The 18,208-nt window shown below is 60.7% G+C and carries 16 protein-coding genes; 7 read left to right on the top strand and 9 right to left on the bottom strand.

Going from position 1 to position 18,208, the window contains the following annotated elements; translation table 11 throughout:
• Positions 1-19 precede the first annotated feature (19 nt).
• The 7 genes from HBO23_RS23425 to gap all read right to left on the bottom strand — a co-directional run bounded on the left by HBO23_RS23425 (position 20) and on the right by gap (position 9,094).
• Positions 20-2,158: a methyl-accepting chemotaxis protein gene (locus tag HBO23_RS23425; protein WP_169985179.1), complete on the bottom strand. Its 2,139-nt coding sequence runs from the start codon at positions 2,156-2,158 to the stop codon at positions 20-22.
• 139 nt (positions 2,159-2,297) lie between these two features.
• The gene (locus HBO23_RS23420; protein WP_017139762.1) at positions 2,298-2,699 is read right to left on the bottom strand and encodes a YbaN family protein; all 402 of its coding nucleotides are present in this window, start codon (positions 2,697-2,699) and stop codon (positions 2,298-2,300) included.
• 182 nt (positions 2,700-2,881) lie between these two features.
• The gene (locus tag HBO23_RS23415; protein WP_017139763.1) at positions 2,882-3,490 is read right to left on the bottom strand and encodes a biliverdin-producing heme oxygenase; all 609 of its coding nucleotides are present in this window, start codon (positions 3,488-3,490) and stop codon (positions 2,882-2,884) included.
• A 135-nt stretch (positions 3,491-3,625) separates the two neighbouring features.
• Entirely contained in the window at positions 3,626-6,190 is a 2,565-nt protein-coding gene (locus HBO23_RS23410) for a TonB-dependent receptor (RefSeq protein ID WP_170039919.1), read from the bottom strand.
• Between the two features lie 115 nt (positions 6,191-6,305).
• A complete protein-coding gene (locus HBO23_RS23405) occupies positions 6,306-7,274 on the bottom strand; it encodes a FecR domain-containing protein (RefSeq protein WP_170039917.1) in 969 nt (322 codons plus the stop codon).
• A gap of 74 nt (positions 7,275-7,348) precedes the next feature.
• Positions 7,349-7,867, bottom strand: a complete 519-nt coding sequence (locus HBO23_RS23400; RefSeq protein WP_056858662.1) for a sigma-70 family RNA polymerase sigma factor — start codon at positions 7,865-7,867, stop codon at positions 7,349-7,351.
• A gap of 225 nt (positions 7,868-8,092) precedes the next feature.
• Complete coding sequence (gene gap, locus HBO23_RS23395) at positions 8,093-9,094, bottom strand: type I glyceraldehyde-3-phosphate dehydrogenase (protein ID WP_017139767.1); 1,002 nt, start codon at positions 9,092-9,094, stop codon at positions 8,093-8,095.
• Positions 9,095-9,315: 221 nt separating this feature from the next.
• Between gap and edd the strand changes: the two genes are divergently transcribed.
• The 4 genes from edd (at position 9,316) to HBO23_RS23375 (ending at position 14,441) form a co-directional block, all read left to right on the top strand.
• Positions 9,316-11,142, top strand: coding sequence for a phosphogluconate dehydratase (gene edd, locus HBO23_RS23390; RefSeq protein WP_138451872.1), 1,827 nt, complete (start codon positions 9,316-9,318; stop codon positions 11,140-11,142).
• Positions 11,139-12,095, top strand: a complete 957-nt coding sequence (locus HBO23_RS23385; protein ID WP_017139769.1) for a glucokinase — start codon at positions 11,139-11,141, stop codon at positions 12,093-12,095. The genes edd and HBO23_RS23385 overlap by 4 nt, the downstream gene beginning before the upstream one ends.
• Positions 12,096-12,247: 152 nt before the next feature.
• Positions 12,248-12,982 carry a response regulator transcription factor gene (locus HBO23_RS23380; protein ID WP_017139770.1) on the top strand — a complete coding sequence of 245 codons (735 nt, stop codon included), beginning with the start codon at positions 12,248-12,250 and terminating at the stop codon, positions 12,980-12,982.
• Entirely contained in the window at positions 12,972-14,441 is a 1,470-nt protein-coding gene (locus tag HBO23_RS23375; RefSeq protein WP_017139771.1) for an ATP-binding protein, read from the top strand. Before HBO23_RS23380 ends, HBO23_RS23375 begins: the two co-directional genes overlap by 11 nt.
• Before the next feature lie 120 nt (positions 14,442-14,561).
• On the opposite strand, the gene HBO23_RS23370 is transcribed toward HBO23_RS23375, so the two are convergent.
• Positions 14,562-15,491: an AraC family transcriptional regulator gene (locus HBO23_RS23370; RefSeq protein ID WP_017139772.1), complete on the bottom strand. Its 930-nt coding sequence runs from the start codon at positions 15,489-15,491 to the stop codon at positions 14,562-14,564.
• Between the two features lie 328 nt (positions 15,492-15,819).
• On the opposite strand from HBO23_RS23370, the gene HBO23_RS23365 reads away from it, so the two are divergent.
• Together HBO23_RS23365 and HBO23_RS23360 are read left to right on the top strand one after the other, a co-directional pair.
• Positions 15,820-16,161: an antibiotic biosynthesis monooxygenase family protein gene (locus HBO23_RS23365; RefSeq protein ID WP_017139773.1), complete on the top strand. Its 342-nt coding sequence runs from the start codon at positions 15,820-15,822 to the stop codon at positions 16,159-16,161.
• A gap of 8 nt (positions 16,162-16,169) precedes the next feature.
• A complete protein-coding gene (locus tag HBO23_RS23360; RefSeq protein WP_017139774.1) occupies positions 16,170-16,451 on the top strand; it encodes a hypothetical protein in 282 nt (93 codons plus the stop codon).
• Positions 16,452-16,607: 156 nt separating this feature from the next.
• Here HBO23_RS23360 and HBO23_RS23355 read toward each other — a convergent pair whose 3' ends face one another.
• The gene (locus tag HBO23_RS23355; protein WP_099549418.1) at positions 16,608-17,228 is read right to left on the bottom strand and encodes a flavin reductase family protein; all 621 of its coding nucleotides are present in this window, start codon (positions 17,226-17,228) and stop codon (positions 16,608-16,610) included.
• Between the two features lie 192 nt (positions 17,229-17,420).
• On the opposite strand from HBO23_RS23355, the gene HBO23_RS23350 reads away from it, so the two are divergent.
• A complete protein-coding gene (locus tag HBO23_RS23350; RefSeq protein ID WP_099549376.1) occupies positions 17,421-18,176 on the top strand; it encodes a hypothetical protein in 756 nt (251 codons plus the stop codon).
• Positions 18,177-18,208: the final 32 nt, after the last annotated feature.

The following is an 18,208-nucleotide window of genomic DNA, read 5'->3' as shown; positions in this document are numbered from 1 at the left end:
ATTGTTTTGAAGATCGGGTTTATACCTTGAACTGATCCATTAACTTCATCTGCTGGGTTGCCAGCGCATTCAGTTGGCTGCTGATGGCCGCTGACTCGGTGGCCTGGCCGGTGAGGGTTTCGGTCACGGTGCGGATCGCCGAAACGTTGCGGTTGACCTCTTCGGCCACGGCGCTCTGTTGTTCGGCGGCGCTGGCGATCTGCAGGTTCATGTCGCTGATCACTGTTACCGCGTCACTGATCTTGCCCAGCGCCTGCACCGCTTGATGGATCTGCCCGGCATTGCTCTGGGCCTGGTGCTGGCTGGAATGCATGGTCGCCACCACGCCACGGGTGCCGCTCTGGATGCGCTCGATCACCAGGCGAATTTCCTCTACTGAGTCCTGGGTACGTTTGGCCAGGTTGCGCACCTCGTCGGCCACTACCGCAAACCCACGCCCGCTTTCCCCTGCGCGTGCGGCTTCGATGGCGGCGTTCAGCGCCAGCAGGTTGGTTTGCTCGGCAATGCTGCGGATCACTTCGAGCACCGAACCAATCTGCTCGCTGTTGACCGCCAACGCTTCCACTTCGGTCACGGCCTTGCTGACTTCTTCGGCCAGGGTAGTGATGTCGCGGGTGCTCTGCTCGATGATCGACATGCCGTCGCGCGCCGATTGGTCCGCGCCACGGGCGGCGCTGGCAGCGTTGGAGGCGCTGTTGGCCACATCATGGGCGGTGGCGCTCATTTCATTGGAGGCAGTGGCCACCTGATCGATTTCGCGGAACTGCACCTGCATGCCTTCGCTGGTCTGGCGGGCAATGGCTGAGGACTGGTCCGCCGTGCCACGCGCTTCAGTGATGCTCTGCTTGATCTGCGCAATGGTCGGTTGCAGCTTGTCGAGGAAGCGGTTGAACCAGTTTGCCAACTCGCCCAGTTCGTCCTTCTTGGCGTAGGTCAGGCGCTGCGTGAGGTCGCCTTCGCCGCTGGCGATGTTCTTGAGCATGGCCGCAACGGTGTTGATCGGGCGGGTCACGCCGGTGGCGGTCAACCAGATCAGCAGCAGGCCGAGCAGGGCCGCGGCGGCGCCGACCAGCAAGGCTTTGAGCGTGCCCGAGGCTTGGGCTTTGTCGAGCACGTCTTGCAGTTTCAAGGTGTCGGCCAGCATCACGTTCTTGGGCAGTTTGATCACAACGCCCCAGGCCTTGGCGTCGGCAATCGGCTTGACCGGGTACACGGCGCGGATCGTGTCATCTTGCTCACGGATCGTGCGTGTATCGTTGGCCAGCAGTTGCACGATTTCCTTGCCTTCCGCGCCGATGGTGTCGATCAGGTTTTTGCCGACTTTGTCCGGCTGGCCGCTGTAGGCCGCAATCAAACCGGTGCTGGACAGAATCTCCAGGTGCGCCGCGCCGTCGAACAGTTCTTTTTGCGCCGCGTCCGTCATCGCCTGCAGCGTATTGAGCGCCAGGTCGATACCGACCACACCAATGACTTTGCCGTCTACGATCAGCGGCAGCGAAATAGTGGTCATCAGCACCTGCTTGCCGGCCACTTCATCGGAATACGGGTCGAGCAGGCACACCGAGCGCGTGTCTCGTGGGCAGGTGTACCAGATGTTGTAGGGCGTGCCGCTGAGGTTGAGAGTCGTTTTGGTCAGGTCATCCTCGACCATCACGGTGTTCAGGCCTTCGCCGCCAGCGCGGCTCCAGTAGCTGGAGAAACGGCCTTTTTCATTGGAGACGCGGGTTTTGTCGTTGACGAAGTCGCTGTCTTTGCCATCCAGGCCATTGGGTTCGAATGACAGCCAGATGCCCAGTACCTTGCTGTTGCGCTCAAAGGCGGTTTTGACACTCTGGTTGAGCTCTTCTCGCAATGCGCCGGGCTCCAGCGCTCGTTTGTTGGCGAGGGCACGCAGGTCTTTGACGTGATCGGCCAGCGCGGTGACCACCACGAGGTTTTCGCCAAAGGTTTTCTGTAACTGCACTGCTTGTTCGGCGGCCTTGGCTTGCAGCAGGTGTTGAACGCTTTGGGTGAGCATTCGCGAGCTTGAATCGCTGATCAAATGGTCATTCTGACCGGTCTCGTACAGGTTGATACTGATGATCAGCGCTATCACCCCCAGCAGACAAAGGCCGGACAACAGCACGATTTTCAAGCGGATGGAGAGGGTGTCGAACATAGGTTCACTCGCGATTGGACTCGTTGAAAGGCAAGCAGGGCGAGCCAAGTCCATTCGGCGCTATGTCCGGAACATCGGCGTAACGGGATGTTTCATGAGGGAAAGGCGATGAGCGGTAGGAAAAGGACTACGCGCCGCGTTATACGGGGGCTGCAAGCCGTTCCGGGCGTGACCAGATCCACAGGTTGCCCAGGCTCATGCCGGCAATCGCCAGGTAGATCGGCCAGCCGTGATCGAGCATCACCAACATCAACACGGCGCACAGCAGCATGCTCACGGTGGCGCTGACTTTGGCGCGGCGCGCGATGATCTTGCCATTGCGCCAGTTGAACAGAATCGGTCCGAACAGCCGGTGGTTTTCCAGCCAGGCGCTCAGGCGCGGCGAGCTTTTAGTCGCCGCCCAGGCGGCCAGCAGGATGAATTCGGTGGTGGGCAAACCCGGTATGACAATCGCCACCAACCCAATGCCCAGGCTGACGTAGGCCAGCAGGCCGAAGAGCAGCTGGGCGATTTTTGAGGTGGATTGGGTTTTGCCGGTCATGCTGAAGTTTATCTGTTGAGGGGTTACACATTATTCGAACTGAAATCCGCTCAAATGTGGGAGCTGGCTTGTGTGGGAGCTGGCTTGCCTGCGATAGCATCGACTCGGTCTGACAGGTAGACCGAGGTGAGCGCATCGCAGGCAAGCCAGCTCCCACACAAGCCAGCGCCCATCGTGGCCTGTTACGCCAGTTCAGGGGCGCTAGCGTACGCCTGTTCCAGCAGCACGGTGAAGCGCACAAACGCATCGATTGCACCTTTCTCCACCGCCGCTTCTTCTTCGGCGCTGAACGCCAGGCCGTCGAGGGTGCGGGTGAAGCGCTTCCAGCCTTCAGCGCGGCCACCGGCCGGCTCGCCCAAGTGACGGGCACCGAAGGTTTCGCTCAGGCCCAGGCCCACGGCGCGCTTGATCAAGAATGCAGCGCCCAGCTTGGAGCCTTCGGACACGAACAACCAGCCCAGGGCTTCGGCTTTGCTCGGGTTTTTCACGGCGCCGGCAACCGGTGCTGGCACGTCGGTTTCCAGGTCGGCCAGGTCTAGTTTGGCGGCGTCGGCGCGGCAGCGCTCAGCCAGGTCCGGGACGATCTTGATCAGCTCGGGGTCGTTGTACAGCGCCACCAGTTCCGACTGGAACAGGTACTGCGCCACCACAAAACGGGCGAAGTTGGCTGGGGTTTCAAACGGCGCGTGGGCTTTGACCAGCGCGTCGAGCTTGGTGTGTGGCGCGTGGGTGATCTGGTTCAGGCGCTGGGAGCGCAGGCTTGGGCGTTCTGCGGTAGGAGAAGCGGTCATCGAAAAAATCCTTGAGAAGGGGAGCGCCTGGGTGCCCTAAAGAGAGCTGTTATCAACTAGACGAACAAGAAGACGCGGCACAGTAAAAAAACCTCACCTCGCCGCTGATAAAGGGCGGCAAGGTGAGGGCGGCTGTCAGATGTCCCAGATCAGGTTGATCGCGAAGTTGCGACCCGGCTGGGTCAGGCGGTCGAGGTTGGCCGGCGCGGTCACGCCGGCTTCGCCGACGCCGTCGTAGCTGCGCACGTCATCCCAGTTCCAGTACTTCTTGTCGGTGAGGTTGTAGAGGCCGCCGTTGATGGTCACGTCGTTGGTGACTTTGTAGAAACCGGTGAGGTCGACGATGCCAAAACCTGGGGTCTTGAACGGAGCGCTGGTGCTGCCATCCGGCGCGTGGAAGGTGGTGCTGTCGACACGGTTCTGTTTTTTCACCAGCGTCCAGCTGACCAGCGCGCCGTATTGCTCCTGCTCGTAGCCCAGGCCGAATACGCCTTTAAGCGGGTTGACGCTGTTGAGCGGCTCGCCGTTGTCGTCGTTGCGGCCGTAGGTGTAGCCCACCGAACCTTGGGTGTAGAGGCCTTGCGGCGCACCGAACGCGTCGAGGTTCAGGCGGCCTTTGGCCTCAATCCCCTTGATGGTGGCGTGCTTGATGTTGTTGGCTTCGAAGGTTTGGATGTCGCCGCCGGCGACCGAGGCGTCTTCGTCGATAAAGTCGCGGTACTTGTTGTAGAACACCGCGATGTCGAAGGAGCCTTCATCGAACTGGCCACGAATCCCGGTCTCGATGCCCTTGCTGGTTTCCGGCTTGAGGTTCGGGTTTGGCTCGACGGTGTAGCCCAGGTTGAGGTTTTCAAAACGGCCATACAGCGCTTTGGCCGACGGGGTGCGGAAGCCCTCGGCGTACTGGCCGAACCAGGTGTATTGATCGGTCAGCGCGTAGGTCAGGCCGAATTTTGGCGTGACGCGGTGCCAGGTTTTTTCTTTGTCGCTGACCGGGTAGGCGCCGTTGGGGTTGACGGTGTTGAGGAATTCCTGGGTCAGCTTGGGCTTGAGCCGGGTGTAGTCGTAACGTACGGCGGGCAGGAAGGTCCATTTGTCCCAGCTGATCTGGTCCTGGGCGAACAGCGAGTAAGTGTTGATGGTCGGGTCCGGGAAGTCGCTGGACTTTTTCACGCTGTCGCCGGCAGACGGGCTGGGCGCGCCGATCGCCGTGCAACCTGAGCCGACGGCGAGGCAGTAGGCCGAGCCTTCGCGCGAACCGCTGACTTTTTGCTGCTTGAGGGTGGTGCCATAGGTGACCTGGTGATCGGTTTCACCGAGGCTGAACGCCTTGTCCAGCTGTGCGTCGAACACCCACTGTTTTTCTTCGTACAGGGTGTCGCGGGTGCGCATGACGCGGCGCGATGGCTGGTAGATTTCAGCGGTGCTCTGGTCAGTCTTGGCGATCTGGTAGTTGAGGCTGGTCTTGATCTGATCGGCTATCGGCGAGTCGAGGGCAAAGCGGTTTTCGATGCCGAAGCGTTCACGGGTGATGGTGTCGTTACCCGAACGCCCACGGTAGAAATTAAAGCCACGCCCGCCGACGAAGGGGCCGCCCACGGCGTTCTTCAGATTGACGTCGCGATCATCCTTGAACTTCTCGTAGGTCAATCCAAGCCGATTGTCATCGCCATAATTCCAACCCATTTTCGCCAGGATATTGGTGGTGCGCGCATCTTCCGGGTTAGCGCCGGTACGGGCCAGGCCGGTGGCGTTGTTGCCGTCGTAGGACTCCATTTCATGGCCATTGCGCTGGCTCAGGTGCAGCAAACCGTCGAAGTCCTGCACGCGGCCGGCGACGGTGCCGGAGGTCAGCCAGCTGTCGTCGGCGGAGCTGTAGCCGGTTTTGAGGCGGGCGCCGACGTCCTGGCCGGGCTTGATGATGTCGTCCGGGTCGAGGGTGAAGTAGCTCACCGCGCCGCCGATGGCGCTGCTGCCGTACAGTGCCGAGGCTGGGCCGCGCAGGATCTCGACGCGCTTGACGATTTCCGGGTCGACGTAGTTACGGCGGGTTTTGGCGTACGGGCCGTTGAAGAAGTTGTCCGGCACTTCCACGCCGTCCACTTGAGTGAGGATACGGTCGCCGTCGATGCCGCGAATGTTGTAGCCAGCGTTGCTGGCGCGGGTGCCTGCGCCGCCGACCGACACGTTGGGCTCGTAACGCACCAGTTCACGGATGGTGTTCACGTTCTGGCGGTCCAGCTCCTCACGCGCATGCACAGTAACGGTGCTTGGCACGCTGTTGACGTCCTGCTCACTGCGGGTGGCGCTGATGGTCACCTGCTGCAGATTGAGCGTGCTGCCGGCCGGGCGCTTTTCCAGCACGATGTTGTTATTGCCCAGTTTGCGGTAGCTCAAGTTGGTGCCCAGCAACAACCGGTCCAGGGCTTTTTCCGGCGAGAGTGCGCCGCGCACGCCGGGGGACGACACACCCTGGCCAAGCTCTGCCGGCAGGCCGACTTGCCAGCCGGTAACGCTGGTAAAGGCATTCAACGCCGACACCAAGGGCTGCTGTTCAATACTGAAACTGTAATTGCCGTGGCTGCGCGCGGCCGGTTCGGCGGCAGTGGCGGCCATCACCGGCGCGCTGGCCAGCAGGATGGCGGCGGTGAGCAAGGACAGGACGGGCGAAGAGGACCGGCGGTTGAAACGAGAGGACATCGAGAGCGCTCCGGGGATACGAATCTTATAGTTGCGAGCTGATCAAATAGGAATCAGTTGCATTGGCTATAACGAGACGAACCGCCGGTTACTATCGAGTAAAAATAATTCTCATTTAGTTCAAGATGACCAGCGCCGGGTACTCCGAGAGCTTGGCCGAGGTGATGTGCGCCAGAGAGCGCACCACATCCAGCGGTTGGTCGAGGCGGTAATTGCCGGTGACGGCCACGCTTGCGAGCTGGTCGTTGGTGTTGACGATCCAGCCGGGGTAATAGCGACGCAACTCGGCGAGCACTTCGCTCATCGGGCAGTTTTCGAATACCAGGCGGCCCTGGACCCACGCCAAGTCTTTACTCGCATCCAGTTTGGCCGGTTGGCCGAAGCCTTTGGGGCCGATGCGGATACTCTCTCCGGCGCTCAAGCGCACGCGGGCATCGTCAAAGGTGTTGCTCAAGTCCACATCGCCGCGCTGCACCTGCACCTGGGCTTCGCCATTGAGGTAGCGCACGGCGAAGTCGGTGTCGCGCACGCTGGCGCGCACGGGGCCGGCGTCAATCTCCAGCGGCAGGCCACGGCTGGGCGCCACCTCAAAGAAAGCTTCGCCCTGGAACAGTCGGGCGACGCGCTGGTGGTCCTTGATGCTGCTGGAAAATGCCGAATTGGTGTTCAGTAACACTTTGGAGCCGTCATCCAATTGCAGGCGCTGGCGTTCACCGACCACGGTGAGGTGGTCGGCCTGCAGGCGCACGGGCAGGTTGCTGAAGCTGAACAGACCGATCAGCAGCACAGCGGCGGTGGCCAGGGGTTTCCAATGCGGCTTGATACGCCGCCACGCGCTGGGTTTGCGCGGCACTGCCAGGGCCACGGCGGCGCTGTGAACCGGCGCGCCGCCCCAGGCGGCCTGGGCCTTGCTGAAGGCGAGCAGGTGCGCCGGGTCGCTGGCCAGCCAGCCATCAAACTCGGCTTGCTGCCCGGGTTGCGGGCATTGCAAGGCAATCAGCCAATCGAGGGCTTGGTCCATGGCCGTGTCTTGCAGCACCTCATGAGCCAGCTCATGGGGGCGCAGCTTATTCGGGTCCGTCACGGTGTTCCTCGGGTCTTCGCCACGTTCTATTCATCGTTCCTACAGCCTGGGTCGACACCTCTGTCGGGTGAAGCTTAAGGCTGATCCAGCCGTTCGGCCACTCCTACACAGATAGCCATGATCAATTTCAGTTCCTTTTGCACCGTGCTCAAGGACACTTGCAACTGATCGGCAATCTCCTGGTAGCTGCAACCGTGCAGGCGGCTGAGGATGAAAATCTGCTGCTGGCGCGCGCTCAACTGGCCGAGGCTGACGCTCAGGTGTTCGAGCAATTGCTCGGCCTGGGTGGCGTCCTCGGGCGTGCTGATCGGCGCGGCGACGCTCTGCAGTACGTCCAGCGGCACATCTTCTTGCAGTGTGCGGGCCTGGATGCGGCGCGAGCGCAGATGGTCCAGCGCCAGGTTGCGCGCGGTTTGATAGACGAAGGGTTCAAGGTGATCGATCGGCCGCTCGCTGAGCGCCCGCGTGACGCGCAGGTAGGTTTCCTGCAACAGGTCTTCGGCGGTGCTGTGGTTATTCACCATCCGCTGCAGAGTGCGTAGCAGAATCACCCGTTGGGTGAGAAAGACTTGGTTGAAGCGAGATTGGCTCACAGTGATACCAGACCGGTTTGCAGTTAATGATAATGCTTATCATCAACTCAAATGGCAAGTGGCACTTTGAGATGCTGCGTCGACTCCTGTGGGAGCTGGCTTGTGTGGGAGCTGGCTTGCCTGCGATGCAGGCGCCCTGGTCTTTCAGACAGACCGCGGAGATGCTATCGCAGGCAAGCCAGCTCCCACACAAGCCAGTCCACACAATGGAACAACCGGGTCGGTTTACTCGGCGTTGCACAGTGCCAGGCAGTTATCCAGCATACGGTTGGAGAAGCCCCATTCGTTGTCATACCACGCCAGCACTTTGAGCAACTTGCCACTGACCTTGGTGTGATTGGCATCGAAAATCGACGACAGCGGGTTATGGTTAAAGTCGCTCGAAACCAGCGGCAGGGTGTTGTAGCCGAGGATTTTCGAATGCTGGCTGGCTTCTTTCAGCAGTGCGTTGACTTGCTCGGCCGTGGCTTCTTTTTTCAGCGTCACGGTGAGGTCCACCAGCGACACGTTGATCACCGGCACACGCACGGCCATGCCGGTCAGCTTGCCTGCCAGTTCCGGCAGTACCAGGCCGACCGCTTCAGCGGCGCCGGTCTTGCTCGGGATCATGTTCTGGGTGGCCGAACGCGCGCGGTACGGGTCGGTGTGGTACACGTCGGTCAGGTTCTGGTCATTGGTGTAAGCGTGAATGGTAGTCATCAGGCCGCTTTCGATGCCCAGCTCGCGATGCAGCACCTGAGCCACAGGTGCCAGGCAGTTGGTGGTGCACGACGCGTTGGAGATGATCTGGTGCGATTGACGCAAAATGTCATGGTTTACCCCGTAAACCACGGTGGCGTCCGCGCCTTTGGCCGGGGCCGAGATGATCACCTTGCGGGCGCCGGCGGTAATATGAGCGGCAGCCTTGTCGCGGTCGGTGAACAGACCGGTGCATTCGAACACTACGTCGATCTTGTGCGCAGCCCATGGCAGGTCGGCCGGGTTGCGAATGGCACTGACGGCAATCCGGTCACCATTGACGGTCAGGCTTTCCTGATCGTGGGCGACCTCTGCGTCGAAAGTGCCGTGCACGGTGTCGTATTTGAGCAGGTGGGCATTGATCGAGCTGTCGCCCAGATCATTGATGGCGACGATCTGCAAATCCTGGCGGTAGCCTTGGGTATACAGTGCGCGCAGGACATTACGGCCGATACGGCCAAAACCATTGATTGCGATACGAAGAGTCATTGGAAAGTGCCTGTCGTCGATTTGTTGTAAGAATTACAAGATTATTCGCATAAAAATAGAAAACAAGCCTTTTTAGTGGCAATATTTTGTTCAATCTACAACGAGTGACCTGAATCAACTGGTCCGATGATTCAAACGACACCCTGCCATCCCATGAGCTGCGGGCGTTTGATCAGCATAGACTCTCAGGTCGCCACATCCGTTAGCCTGGAGTTCTATACATGCATCCCCGCGTTCTTGAGGTCACCGAACGGCTTATCGCCCGCAGTCGTGCAACCCGCGAGGCTTACCTTGCGCTCATTCGTGGCGCGGCCAGCGACGGCCCGATGCGCGGCAAGCTGCAATGCGCCAACTTTGCCCACGGCGTGGCCGGCTGCGGCACTGAAGATAAAAATAGTCTGCGTATGATGAATGCCGCCAACGTGGCAATTGTTTCGTCATATAACGACATGCTCTCGGCGCACCAGCCGTACGAACATTTCCCGGAACAGATCAAGAAAGCCCTGCGCGAAGTCGGCTCGGTCGGCCAGTTCGCCGGTGGCACGCCCGCCATGTGCGACGGCGTGACCCAAGGCGAGCCCGGCATGGAGCTGAGCCTGCTGAGCCGCGAAGTCATCGCCATGTCGACGGCGGTAGCGCTGTCCCACAACATGTTCGATGCCGCGCTGATGCTGGGCATCTGCGACAAGATTGTGCCGGGCCTGATGATGGGGGCGCTGCGCTACGGCCACCTGCCGATGATCTTCGTGCCGGGCGGCCCTATGCCATCGGGCATCTCCAACAAGCAGAAAGCCGACGTGCGCCAGCGTTATGCCGAAGGCAAGGCTACCCGTGAGGAACTGCTGGAATCGGAGATGAAGTCCTACCACAGCCCCGGCACCTGCACCTTTTACGGCACCGCCAACACCAACCAGTTGTTGATGGAAGTGATGGGCCTGCACCTGCCGGGCGCTTCGTTCGTCAACCCGTACACGCCGCTGCGCGATGCGCTGACCCGCGAAGCCGCGCACCAGGTCACGCGCCTGACCAAAGCCAGTGGCGACTTCACGCCGATTGGCGAGATCGTCGACGAGAAGTCCATCGTCAACTCCATCGTCGCCCTAAACGCTACCGGCGGTTCTACCAACCACACCCTGCACATGCCGGCTATCGCCATGTCGGCGGGCATCATCCTCACCTGGCAGGACATGGCCGACCTCTCCGAAGTGGTGCCGACCCTGTCCCACGTGTACCCAAACGGCAAGGCCGACATCAACCACTTCCAGGCAGCGGGCGGCATGTCGTTCCTGATCCGCGAACTGCTCGAAGCCGGCTTGCTCCATGAGGATGTGAACACCGTGGCGGGCAAGGGCCTGAGCCGTTACACCCAGGAACCGTTCCTGGTCGACGGCGAACTGATCTGGCGCGACGGCCCGATCGAAAGCCTCGACGAAACCATCCTGCGCCCCGTAGCCCGTGCGTTCTCGCCCGAAGGCGGCTTGCGCGTGATGGAAGGCAACCTCGGCCGTGGCGTGATGAAGGTCTCGGCCGTGGCGCCGGAGCATCAGATCGTCGAAGCACCGGCCGTGGTGTTCCAGGATCAGCAGGATCTGGCCGATGCATTCAAGGCCGGCCAGCTGGAAAAAGACTTTGTCGCGGTGATGCGCTTCCAGGGCCCGCGCTCCAACGGCATGCCCGAATTGCACAAGATGACACCGTTCCTCGGTGTGTTGCAGGACCGTGGCTTCAAAGTTGCGTTGGTAACAGACGGGCGTATGTCTGGCGCGTCGGGTAAGATCCCCGCCGCGATTCACGTCAACCCCGAAGCCCAGAGCGGCGGGCCGCTGGCGCGGGTCAAGGATGGCGATATCATTCGCGTCGATGGCGTGAAGGGCACCCTGGAGCTTAAGGTGGACGCCGAAGAATTTGCAGCGCGCACGCCTGCCACGGGCCTGTTGGGCAACAACGTGGGGGCCGGTCGCGAGCTGTTTGCATTTATGCGCTTGGCCGCAAGCTCCGCAGAGCAGGGCGCCAGCGCCTTTACCTCTGCCTTGGAGACGCTTAAGTGAAGCTTGCGCTGGTCGGTGACATTGGTGGTACCAACGCCCGTTTTGCGTTGTGGCGGGATCAGGAACTGCATTCGATCCGCGTGCATGCCACGGCGGACCACCACAGCCCTGAGGAAGCCATCAAGGTTTACCTCAAGGAGGAAGGCCTGGAAATCGGGGACATCGGCGCGGTGTGCCTGTCAGTCGCGGGGCCGGTGAGTGGCGATGAATTTAAATTCACCAACAATCACTGGCGGCTGAGCAAAACTGCGTTTTGCAAAACCCTGCAGGTCGATGAGCTGCTGCTGGTCAATGACTTCACGGCCATGGCCCTGGGCATGACGCGGCTCAAACCCGATGAATTCCGTGTGGTCTGCCAAGGCACGCCGGAGCCGTTGCGCCCAGCCGTGGTGATCGGCCCGGGCACTGGCCTGGGTGTGGGCACCTTGCTGGATTTGGGCGAAGGCCGTTACGCGGCGTTGCCAGGGGAGGGTGGCCATGTCGACCTGCCGCTGAGCAGCCCGCGCGAAACCCAGTTGTGGCAGCACATTCACAGCGAAATTGGGCATGTGAGCGCCGAGACCGCGCTGAGCGGTGGCGGCCTGCCCCGTGTGTACCGCGCCATTTGTGCGGTCGACGGGCACACGCCGGTGCTGGACACGCCCGAAGCCATTACGGCCGCGGGCCTGGCTGGCGACGCGGTGGCCATGGAAGTGTTGAACCAGTTCAGTATCTGGCTGGGCCGTGTGGCCGGTAACAACGTGCTGACCACCGGTGGGCGTGGTGGTGTGTACATCGTGGGCGGGGTGATTCCGAGGTTTGCCGACTTCTTTATCAACAGCGGTTTTGCCAAGAGTTTCAGCGACAAGGGCTGCATGAGCGACTACTTCAAAGGCATTCCTGTGTGGTTGGTGACGGCGCCGTATTCCGGGTTGACCGGGGCCGGTGTTGCGCTTGAGCAGGCTTTTGCGTAGGGGCTGATGGCCTCATCGCAGGCAAGCCAGCTCCCACAGTTGACCGGGTTCCAACCTTGGAATGCAGTCAACTGTGGGAGCTGGCTTGCCTGCGATAGGGCCTCAAACGCAACAAATGATTTAAGCTTGGCCATAACAACAAGGAGGACCCCGTGAGCGTAATCAGTAAATCGATTCTCCTCGTCGACGACGACCAGGAAATCCGCGAATTGCTGCAGACCTACCTCAGTCGCGCCGGCTTCCAGGTACGTGGCGTACCGGATGGCGCGGGGTTCCGCCAGGCGATGAACGAGGCGCCGTGCGACCTGGTCATCCTCGATGTGATGTTGCCGGACGAAGACGGTTTCAGCCTTTGCCGCTGGATTCGCCAGCACCCGCGCCAGGCGCAGGTGCCGATCATCATGCTGACCGCAAGTTCCGATGAAGCCGACCGTGTGATCGGCCTGGAGCTGGGGGCCGACGACTACATCGGCAAACCCTTCAGCCCGCGCGAGCTGCAAGCGCGGATCAAAGCATTGTTGCGTCGCGCCCAGTTTGGCCAGGAGCGCACGGGTGGCGGCGACGTTCTGGTGTTCGATGAGTGGCGCCTGGACATGATCAGCCATCGCCTGTTTCACGTGGACGGCGAAGAGGTAATCCTCTCCGGCGCCGACTTTGCCTTGCTCAAGTTGTTTCTTGATCACCCCCAACAGATTCTCGACCGCGACACCATTGGCAACGCCACCCGTGGCCGCGACCTGATGCCGTTGGACCGTATCGTCGACATGGCCGTCAGCCGCCTGCGCCAACGCCTGCGCGATACCGAAAAACCTCCAAGGCTGATCCGCACCGTGCGTGGCAGCGGTTATCAACTGGCAGCCAGCGTGGTTGCCGGCAATGCCCACTGAGCCGCTGACCGAGCGCCGCCGGCGTTTTCCGGTGCCGCGTTCGCTGCTTGGGCGCATGTTGCTGCTGACCTTGCTTGTGGTGCTGTTTGCCCAGGCGCTGTCCAGCGTGATCTGGGTTTCGCAACTGCGCGCCACCCAGCTCGAAGGCCTGGTGACCAGTGCGCGCAGCCTGGCGCATTCGATGACGGCCAGCGTGAGTTACTTCCGCTCGCTGCCGGTTGCCTACCGCCCGTTGGTGCTCGACCAACTGCGCAGCATGGGCGGCACGCGGTTTGTGGTGACCCTCAACGACCGCCCATTGGACATGCAGATTCTGCCGCAGACCCCGCGCAAGCAGGCGGTGCTGCAAGCCGTGGACGAAGTGCTGCGCCAGACCCTGGGCAGCGACGTGCATATCTCGGTGGAGTTCGTCAGCGCCGAGGACCTGCGTATTTTCAACGCGGGCCTCAAACTCGATGAACTGCCGCGTTCCTGGGCGCATTATGCCCTGACCCTGGAGCCGGTGAACCCGCCGGTGCTGGTCACGCAAATCCAGCTGGCACCCGGCGAATGGCTGTACATCGCCTCGCTGCTGCCCGAGCCGTACACCAGTTTGGAAGAACAAGGCCTGCCGTCGCAGCAAGTGTGGTTTATCGTGCTGACCAGCGGTTTCCTGTTGCTGTTTATCGGCCTGCTGGTGCACTGGCAAAGCCGGCCGCTCAAGCGCCTGGCCCGTGCAGCGCGGGACATGTCCCTGGGCGCCGATGTGGAACCGGTGGCCGAAGGCGGTGGCAGCGAAGTGGTGGAAGTGGGCCGTGCGTTTAACGCCATGCGCGAGCGCATCAGCCGTTACCTCACCGAGCGCAGCCAACTGTTCAGCGCAATTTCCCACGATTTGCGCACGCCGATCACGCGTCTGCGCTTGCGCGTGGAGTTGCTGGAAGACGAAAACCTGCAAGCCAAATTCGGTCGTGACCTGGATGAGTTGGAGTTGCTGGTCAAGGGGGCACTGCAATGCGTCAAAGACACCGACATCCACGAGAACATCGAGCCGGTCGACCTTAACCACGTGCTTGATTGCCTGGTGGAACCGTACCTGGCGCCGAACGGTAACGGCCGTATCACCCAGCACGGACGGGCGCTGACCCCTTATCCGGGCAAACCGCTGGCGCTCAAGCGCTGCATCGGCAACCTGATCGACAATGCCTTGAAGTACGGGCAGAACGCGCATTTGCATATCGAGGACGATGGCGTGGAGTTCATCCTGCATGTGGATGACGAAGGCCCGGGCGTGCCGGAGCAGCGTTTGGAACAGGTCTTCGAACCGCACTTTCGCCTGGCTGGCCAGCAGCAAGGTTATGGCTTGGGTCTGGGCATCGCGCGCAACATTGCCCACAGCCATGGTGGGGAAGTGAGTTTGCAGAATTTGCGCGAAGGCGGGTTGCGGGTGACCTTACAACTGCCGCGAACCCTGGACTAATGTGGGAGCTGGCTTGCCTGCGATGCAGGCACCCTGTTCTTTCAGTCAGACCGCGGTGATGCTATCGCAGGCAAGCCAGCTCCCACACAAGCCCGCTCCCACATTTTGATCCCGGTTGAGTCAGATACTTTGGCGCAGCCGGGCCAAATCCCGCAGCGGCGGTGCCCCGAACAACCGGCTGTATTCCCGGCTGAACTGCGACGGGCTCTCATACCCTACCCGATACCCCGCTGCCGACGCCTCCAGCCCTTCGGCAATCATCAATCGCCGCGCTTCCTGCAACCGTAACTGCTTCTGGTATTGCAGCGGACTCATCGCCGTAATCGCCTTGAAGCGATGGTGCAAGGTCGAAACACTGAGGTTCACTTCCCTGGCCAGGTCATCAATGCGCAGCGGTTGTTCGAAGTTCCCGTTCAACCATTTGATGGCCTGACTCACGCGATGGCTCTGACTGTTGGCCACGGCGATTTCATACAGCCGATAACCCTGCGGGCCACGTAACAACCGATAGAGAATCTCGCGATTGATGAGTGGCGCGAGCATGGCGATGTCTTTCGGTGTGTCCAGCAGGCGCGCCAGGCGCAACACGGCGTCGAGCAGTTGGTTGTCGATGCGGTCAACGTACATGCCACGCGATGTCGGCCTGGAGGGCACGCCCATCGGGCCTGCCTCGGCGATCAATGCGGTGAGCTGGGCCGGGTCGATATTGATGCGCACCGACAGGTTGGGGTCTTGCGGTGTGGCGTCGATGATCCGCCCGGCGACCGGCATCGCCACCGAAAACACCAGATAATTGAGCGGGTCGTAGGCAAAGATCTCGTCGGCCAGGCGCACTTCCTTGCTGCCGCTGGCCAGAATGCACAGGGCGGGTTCGACCAGCACCGGCATGAAATCGCGCGGGGTGTTGTGGCGGTTCAGATACAGCGAGGTAATTGCCGTGCCGTAGGAGCCATCTTCCCAGGTATGACGGTGAACAATGCTGGCCAGCTCGGCGCGTTGTTTTTCCATCTCGGCATCGAGGGGCATTGGCTTGGTTTCGGGCGACGACATGGAGCGTCCTCTACTGACTGCTTTGATGGGCCCAGCTTAGCGGCGGCTTTTCAAAAGGTGTTACTTCGATTCTGCACAATCCTTGCCTGATCCTGCGATAAGGCGTGAATCAGGCAAGTGCAGGGCCTGTCATGTGCCTGAAACACTGAGTGTGCGGTTGGAATAAATCCCTGGGGCCAGACGTCTTATCTACGCTTCTCGCAGGATTGTGCAATAAGCCTGCAGGAATCGACTAACTGCGCCCATCTTCGCGCCGCTATCTTTGATCCTGTGGCAACACGCCCTCACAGTGCTTGCCGAGCATCACTTCTCAACGGGAGAGTCGAACATGTCCACCCCCATTCCCGCGAGCCATATGGCCTTTATCCGTGCCCGTACCGGGTGCAGCACCGAACTCGGTGCACGCTTGAGCAGTTTGATCGAACCGGGCCGTCAGGCTCAGGGTTGCCTGCAATTCTCGTTGCAGCATTCCCAGGTCGATCCCGATGTATGGCTGGTCTCGGGCTTCTGGAGCAGCGAGCAGGCGATGAGTGCCTACTTCAGTTCCCCTGCCTTGATGCTCTTTACTGAGCTGTTGAACGACATGGTAGTGCGCAGCATGGACTTCCAGACCTTCACCGACGCATCCGCCGCCCATGCTTACGGTGAGTACCTGCAATTGGCCGGTTAGCGGTTAGAATGGCCGACTTTTCATTGGCCAGGACCTGCAACATGGCACGTAAACAATTTGCCCATCACGAAGCCGTTTCTGCATTAGTGCGTGAAGAAGAGGGTGGCTACAGCGCCGCCGTCGCCGTCAAGGCACTCGATGGCATGGGCGCCCCGCAGTTTCACAAGATCCTGGCTGGCCAGACCTTCAAGACCGCCTCCGACGCCGACGATGCAGCGACGCTGCAACTTGAATGTCTGGTTGATGTGGACGAAGACGGTCAGTTGACTTGGGCAACGGCCGCAAGCTGAAGCCGAACACTTTATATCGCTCAACAGAAATCAAATGTGGGAGCCGGGCTTGCCCGCGATAGCGGTTTGCCAGCCAACTCATCAGGTGGCTGACAAACCGCTATCGCAGGCAAGCCCGGCTCCCACAGGGTTCTGTTGTGTGTGTTGGGCAGTGAATCAGCGCGGGCGATACATCTTGAACAACGCCTCCGGTCCCAACTGGAAATAATCCGCCGGGCCACCGCCGCGCAAAATCGGCTCAGCGGCCGCCGTGTCGTAAACCCCATCCTTGAGCAGCCACTTGGCAATGTGCACGGCAACCACCTCACCGAGCACCAGCCAGCTAGGCACCAACCCCTTGTCGGCACGCTGCAGTTGAATGATCTGCGTCACCTTGCATTCAAACGACACCGGGCTTTCGCCCACCCGTGGCACCGCGACGATTTTCGAGGCCACCGGCGTCAGGCCGGATAACTCGAATTCATTCACGTCCGGTGATACGGCCGCGCAACTCTGGTTCATCTGCTCGGCCAGCGGGCGGGTGGCCAGGTTCCAGACAAATTCGCCGGTCTGTTCGATGTTGTTCAGGCTGTCTTTGCGCCCGACACTGGAAAACCCAATGATCGGCGGGATGTAGTTGAACGCGTTGAAGAAACTGTAGGGCGCCAGGTTCAGGCGGCCCTCGCCATCGTGTGACGAGATCCAGCCAATCGGCCGTGGCCCGACGATGGCATTGAACGGATCATGGGGCAGGCCGTGGCCGTTGGCGGGTTCGTAGAAATGGATATCGTCGGACATGGGCCAGGGTTCCTGCTGCGCGTTGGAGGAGGCCGTCATAGTGCAATCCAGAGCGATGAATTTCCATCGCGCGTATGGAATTTTCATTGATTGCCCACCTATTTTTCACAGCCCCGCGTTCAGTCTGCGCGCCAGGTCGGCACCCCTTTAAGTCGGCTGATTGAAAGACTGAGCTTCGGAGCCTTCTCGCACATGAACAAACTTCCTCAGATCACCCTGGCGTTCTGGGTCATGAAAATCTGCGCAACGACCCTGGGCGAAACCGCCGGGGATTTGCTCTCGATGACCCTTAACGTCGGCTACGCCATCAGCTCGATGATCCTGATCAGCGTGTTTCTCGTCACGCTGCTGACACAGCTCTGGTCGAAAACCTACAACCCGGTGCTGTACTGGATCGTGATCCTGTCCACCAGCACGGCCGGCACCACCATGTCGGACTTTATGGACCGCACGTTGGGCCTGGGCTATGCGGCAGGGTCGATGATCCTGATCGTGATCCTGATGATCATCTTTGCACTGTGGCGCTTGAGCGGCGACTCGCTGAACGTGAACAAGGTCCAGACCTTTCGCGGCGAGCTGTTTTACTGGATGGCGATTCTGTTTTCCAACACCTTGGGCACCGCGTTGGGCGACTTCCTGGCGGACGATTCGGGGTTGGGCTTTGCCGGTGGCGCCTTGCTGATCGGCTCGGCGATTGCGCTGGTGGTCGCACTCAAATACTTCACACAGATATCGTCAGTGCTGCTGTTCTGGGTGGCATTTGTGCTGACCCGCCCGTTTGGTGCGACCCTGGGCGATTTTCTGACCAAACCCTCTGAAAAGGGCGGGCTGGATTTCGGCACCGTTGGCTCATCGGCGGTGCTGGCGGCAGTGCTGGTGGTGATGATTGCCGGGGCGGCATATGCGCAGCGTCGGTATGGGCGTAGCGCAATAGCGGACGTTTCCTGAAACCAAATGTGGGAGCGGGCAAGCCAGCTCCC

Origin of the sequence: Pseudomonas sp. WS 5532, from assembly GCF_012985445.1 — a bacterium.
GTDB classification, from domain to species: Bacteria; Pseudomonadota; Gammaproteobacteria; order Pseudomonadales; family Pseudomonadaceae; genus Aquipseudomonas; species Aquipseudomonas edaphica.
The sequence above is the reverse complement of the archived record's forward strand: the minus strand, read 5'-3'. Positions and strand labels throughout refer to the sequence as shown.

Excerpts from the sequence above, each read along its gene's own strand:
- HBO23_RS23425 (WP_169985179.1), bottom strand. The coding sequence starts at position 2,158 with ATGTTCGACACCCTCTCCATCCGCTTGAAAATCGTGCTGTTGTCCGGC.
- HBO23_RS23420 (WP_017139762.1), bottom strand. The coding sequence starts at position 2,699 with ATGACCGGCAAAACCCAATCCACCTCAAAAATCGCCCAGCTGCTCTTC.
- HBO23_RS23415 (WP_017139763.1), bottom strand. The coding sequence starts at position 3,490 with ATGACCGCTTCTCCTACCGCAGAACGCCCAAGCCTGCGCTCCCAGCGC.
- HBO23_RS23410 (WP_170039919.1), bottom strand. The coding sequence starts at position 6,190 with ATGTCCTCTCGTTTCAACCGCCGGTCCTCTTCGCCCGTCCTGTCCTTG.
- gap (WP_017139767.1), bottom strand. The coding sequence starts at position 9,094 with ATGACTCTTCGTATCGCAATCAATGGTTTTGGCCGTATCGGCCGTAAT.
- edd (WP_138451872.1), top strand. The coding sequence starts at position 9,316 with ATGCATCCCCGCGTTCTTGAGGTCACCGAACGGCTTATCGCCCGCAGT.
- HBO23_RS23375 (WP_017139771.1), top strand. The coding sequence starts at position 12,972 with ATGCCCACTGAGCCGCTGACCGAGCGCCGCCGGCGTTTTCCGGTGCCG.
- HBO23_RS23370 (WP_017139772.1), bottom strand. The coding sequence starts at position 15,491 with ATGTCGTCGCCCGAAACCAAGCCAATGCCCCTCGATGCCGAGATGGAA.
- HBO23_RS23365 (WP_017139773.1), top strand. The coding sequence starts at position 15,820 with ATGTCCACCCCCATTCCCGCGAGCCATATGGCCTTTATCCGTGCCCGT.
- HBO23_RS23360 (WP_017139774.1), top strand. The coding sequence starts at position 16,170 with ATGGCCGACTTTTCATTGGCCAGGACCTGCAACATGGCACGTAAACAA.
- HBO23_RS23355 (WP_099549418.1), bottom strand. The coding sequence starts at position 17,228 with ATGTCCGACGATATCCATTTCTACGAACCCGCCAACGGCCACGGCCTG.
- HBO23_RS23350 (WP_099549376.1), top strand. The coding sequence starts at position 17,421 with ATGAACAAACTTCCTCAGATCACCCTGGCGTTCTGGGTCATGAAAATC.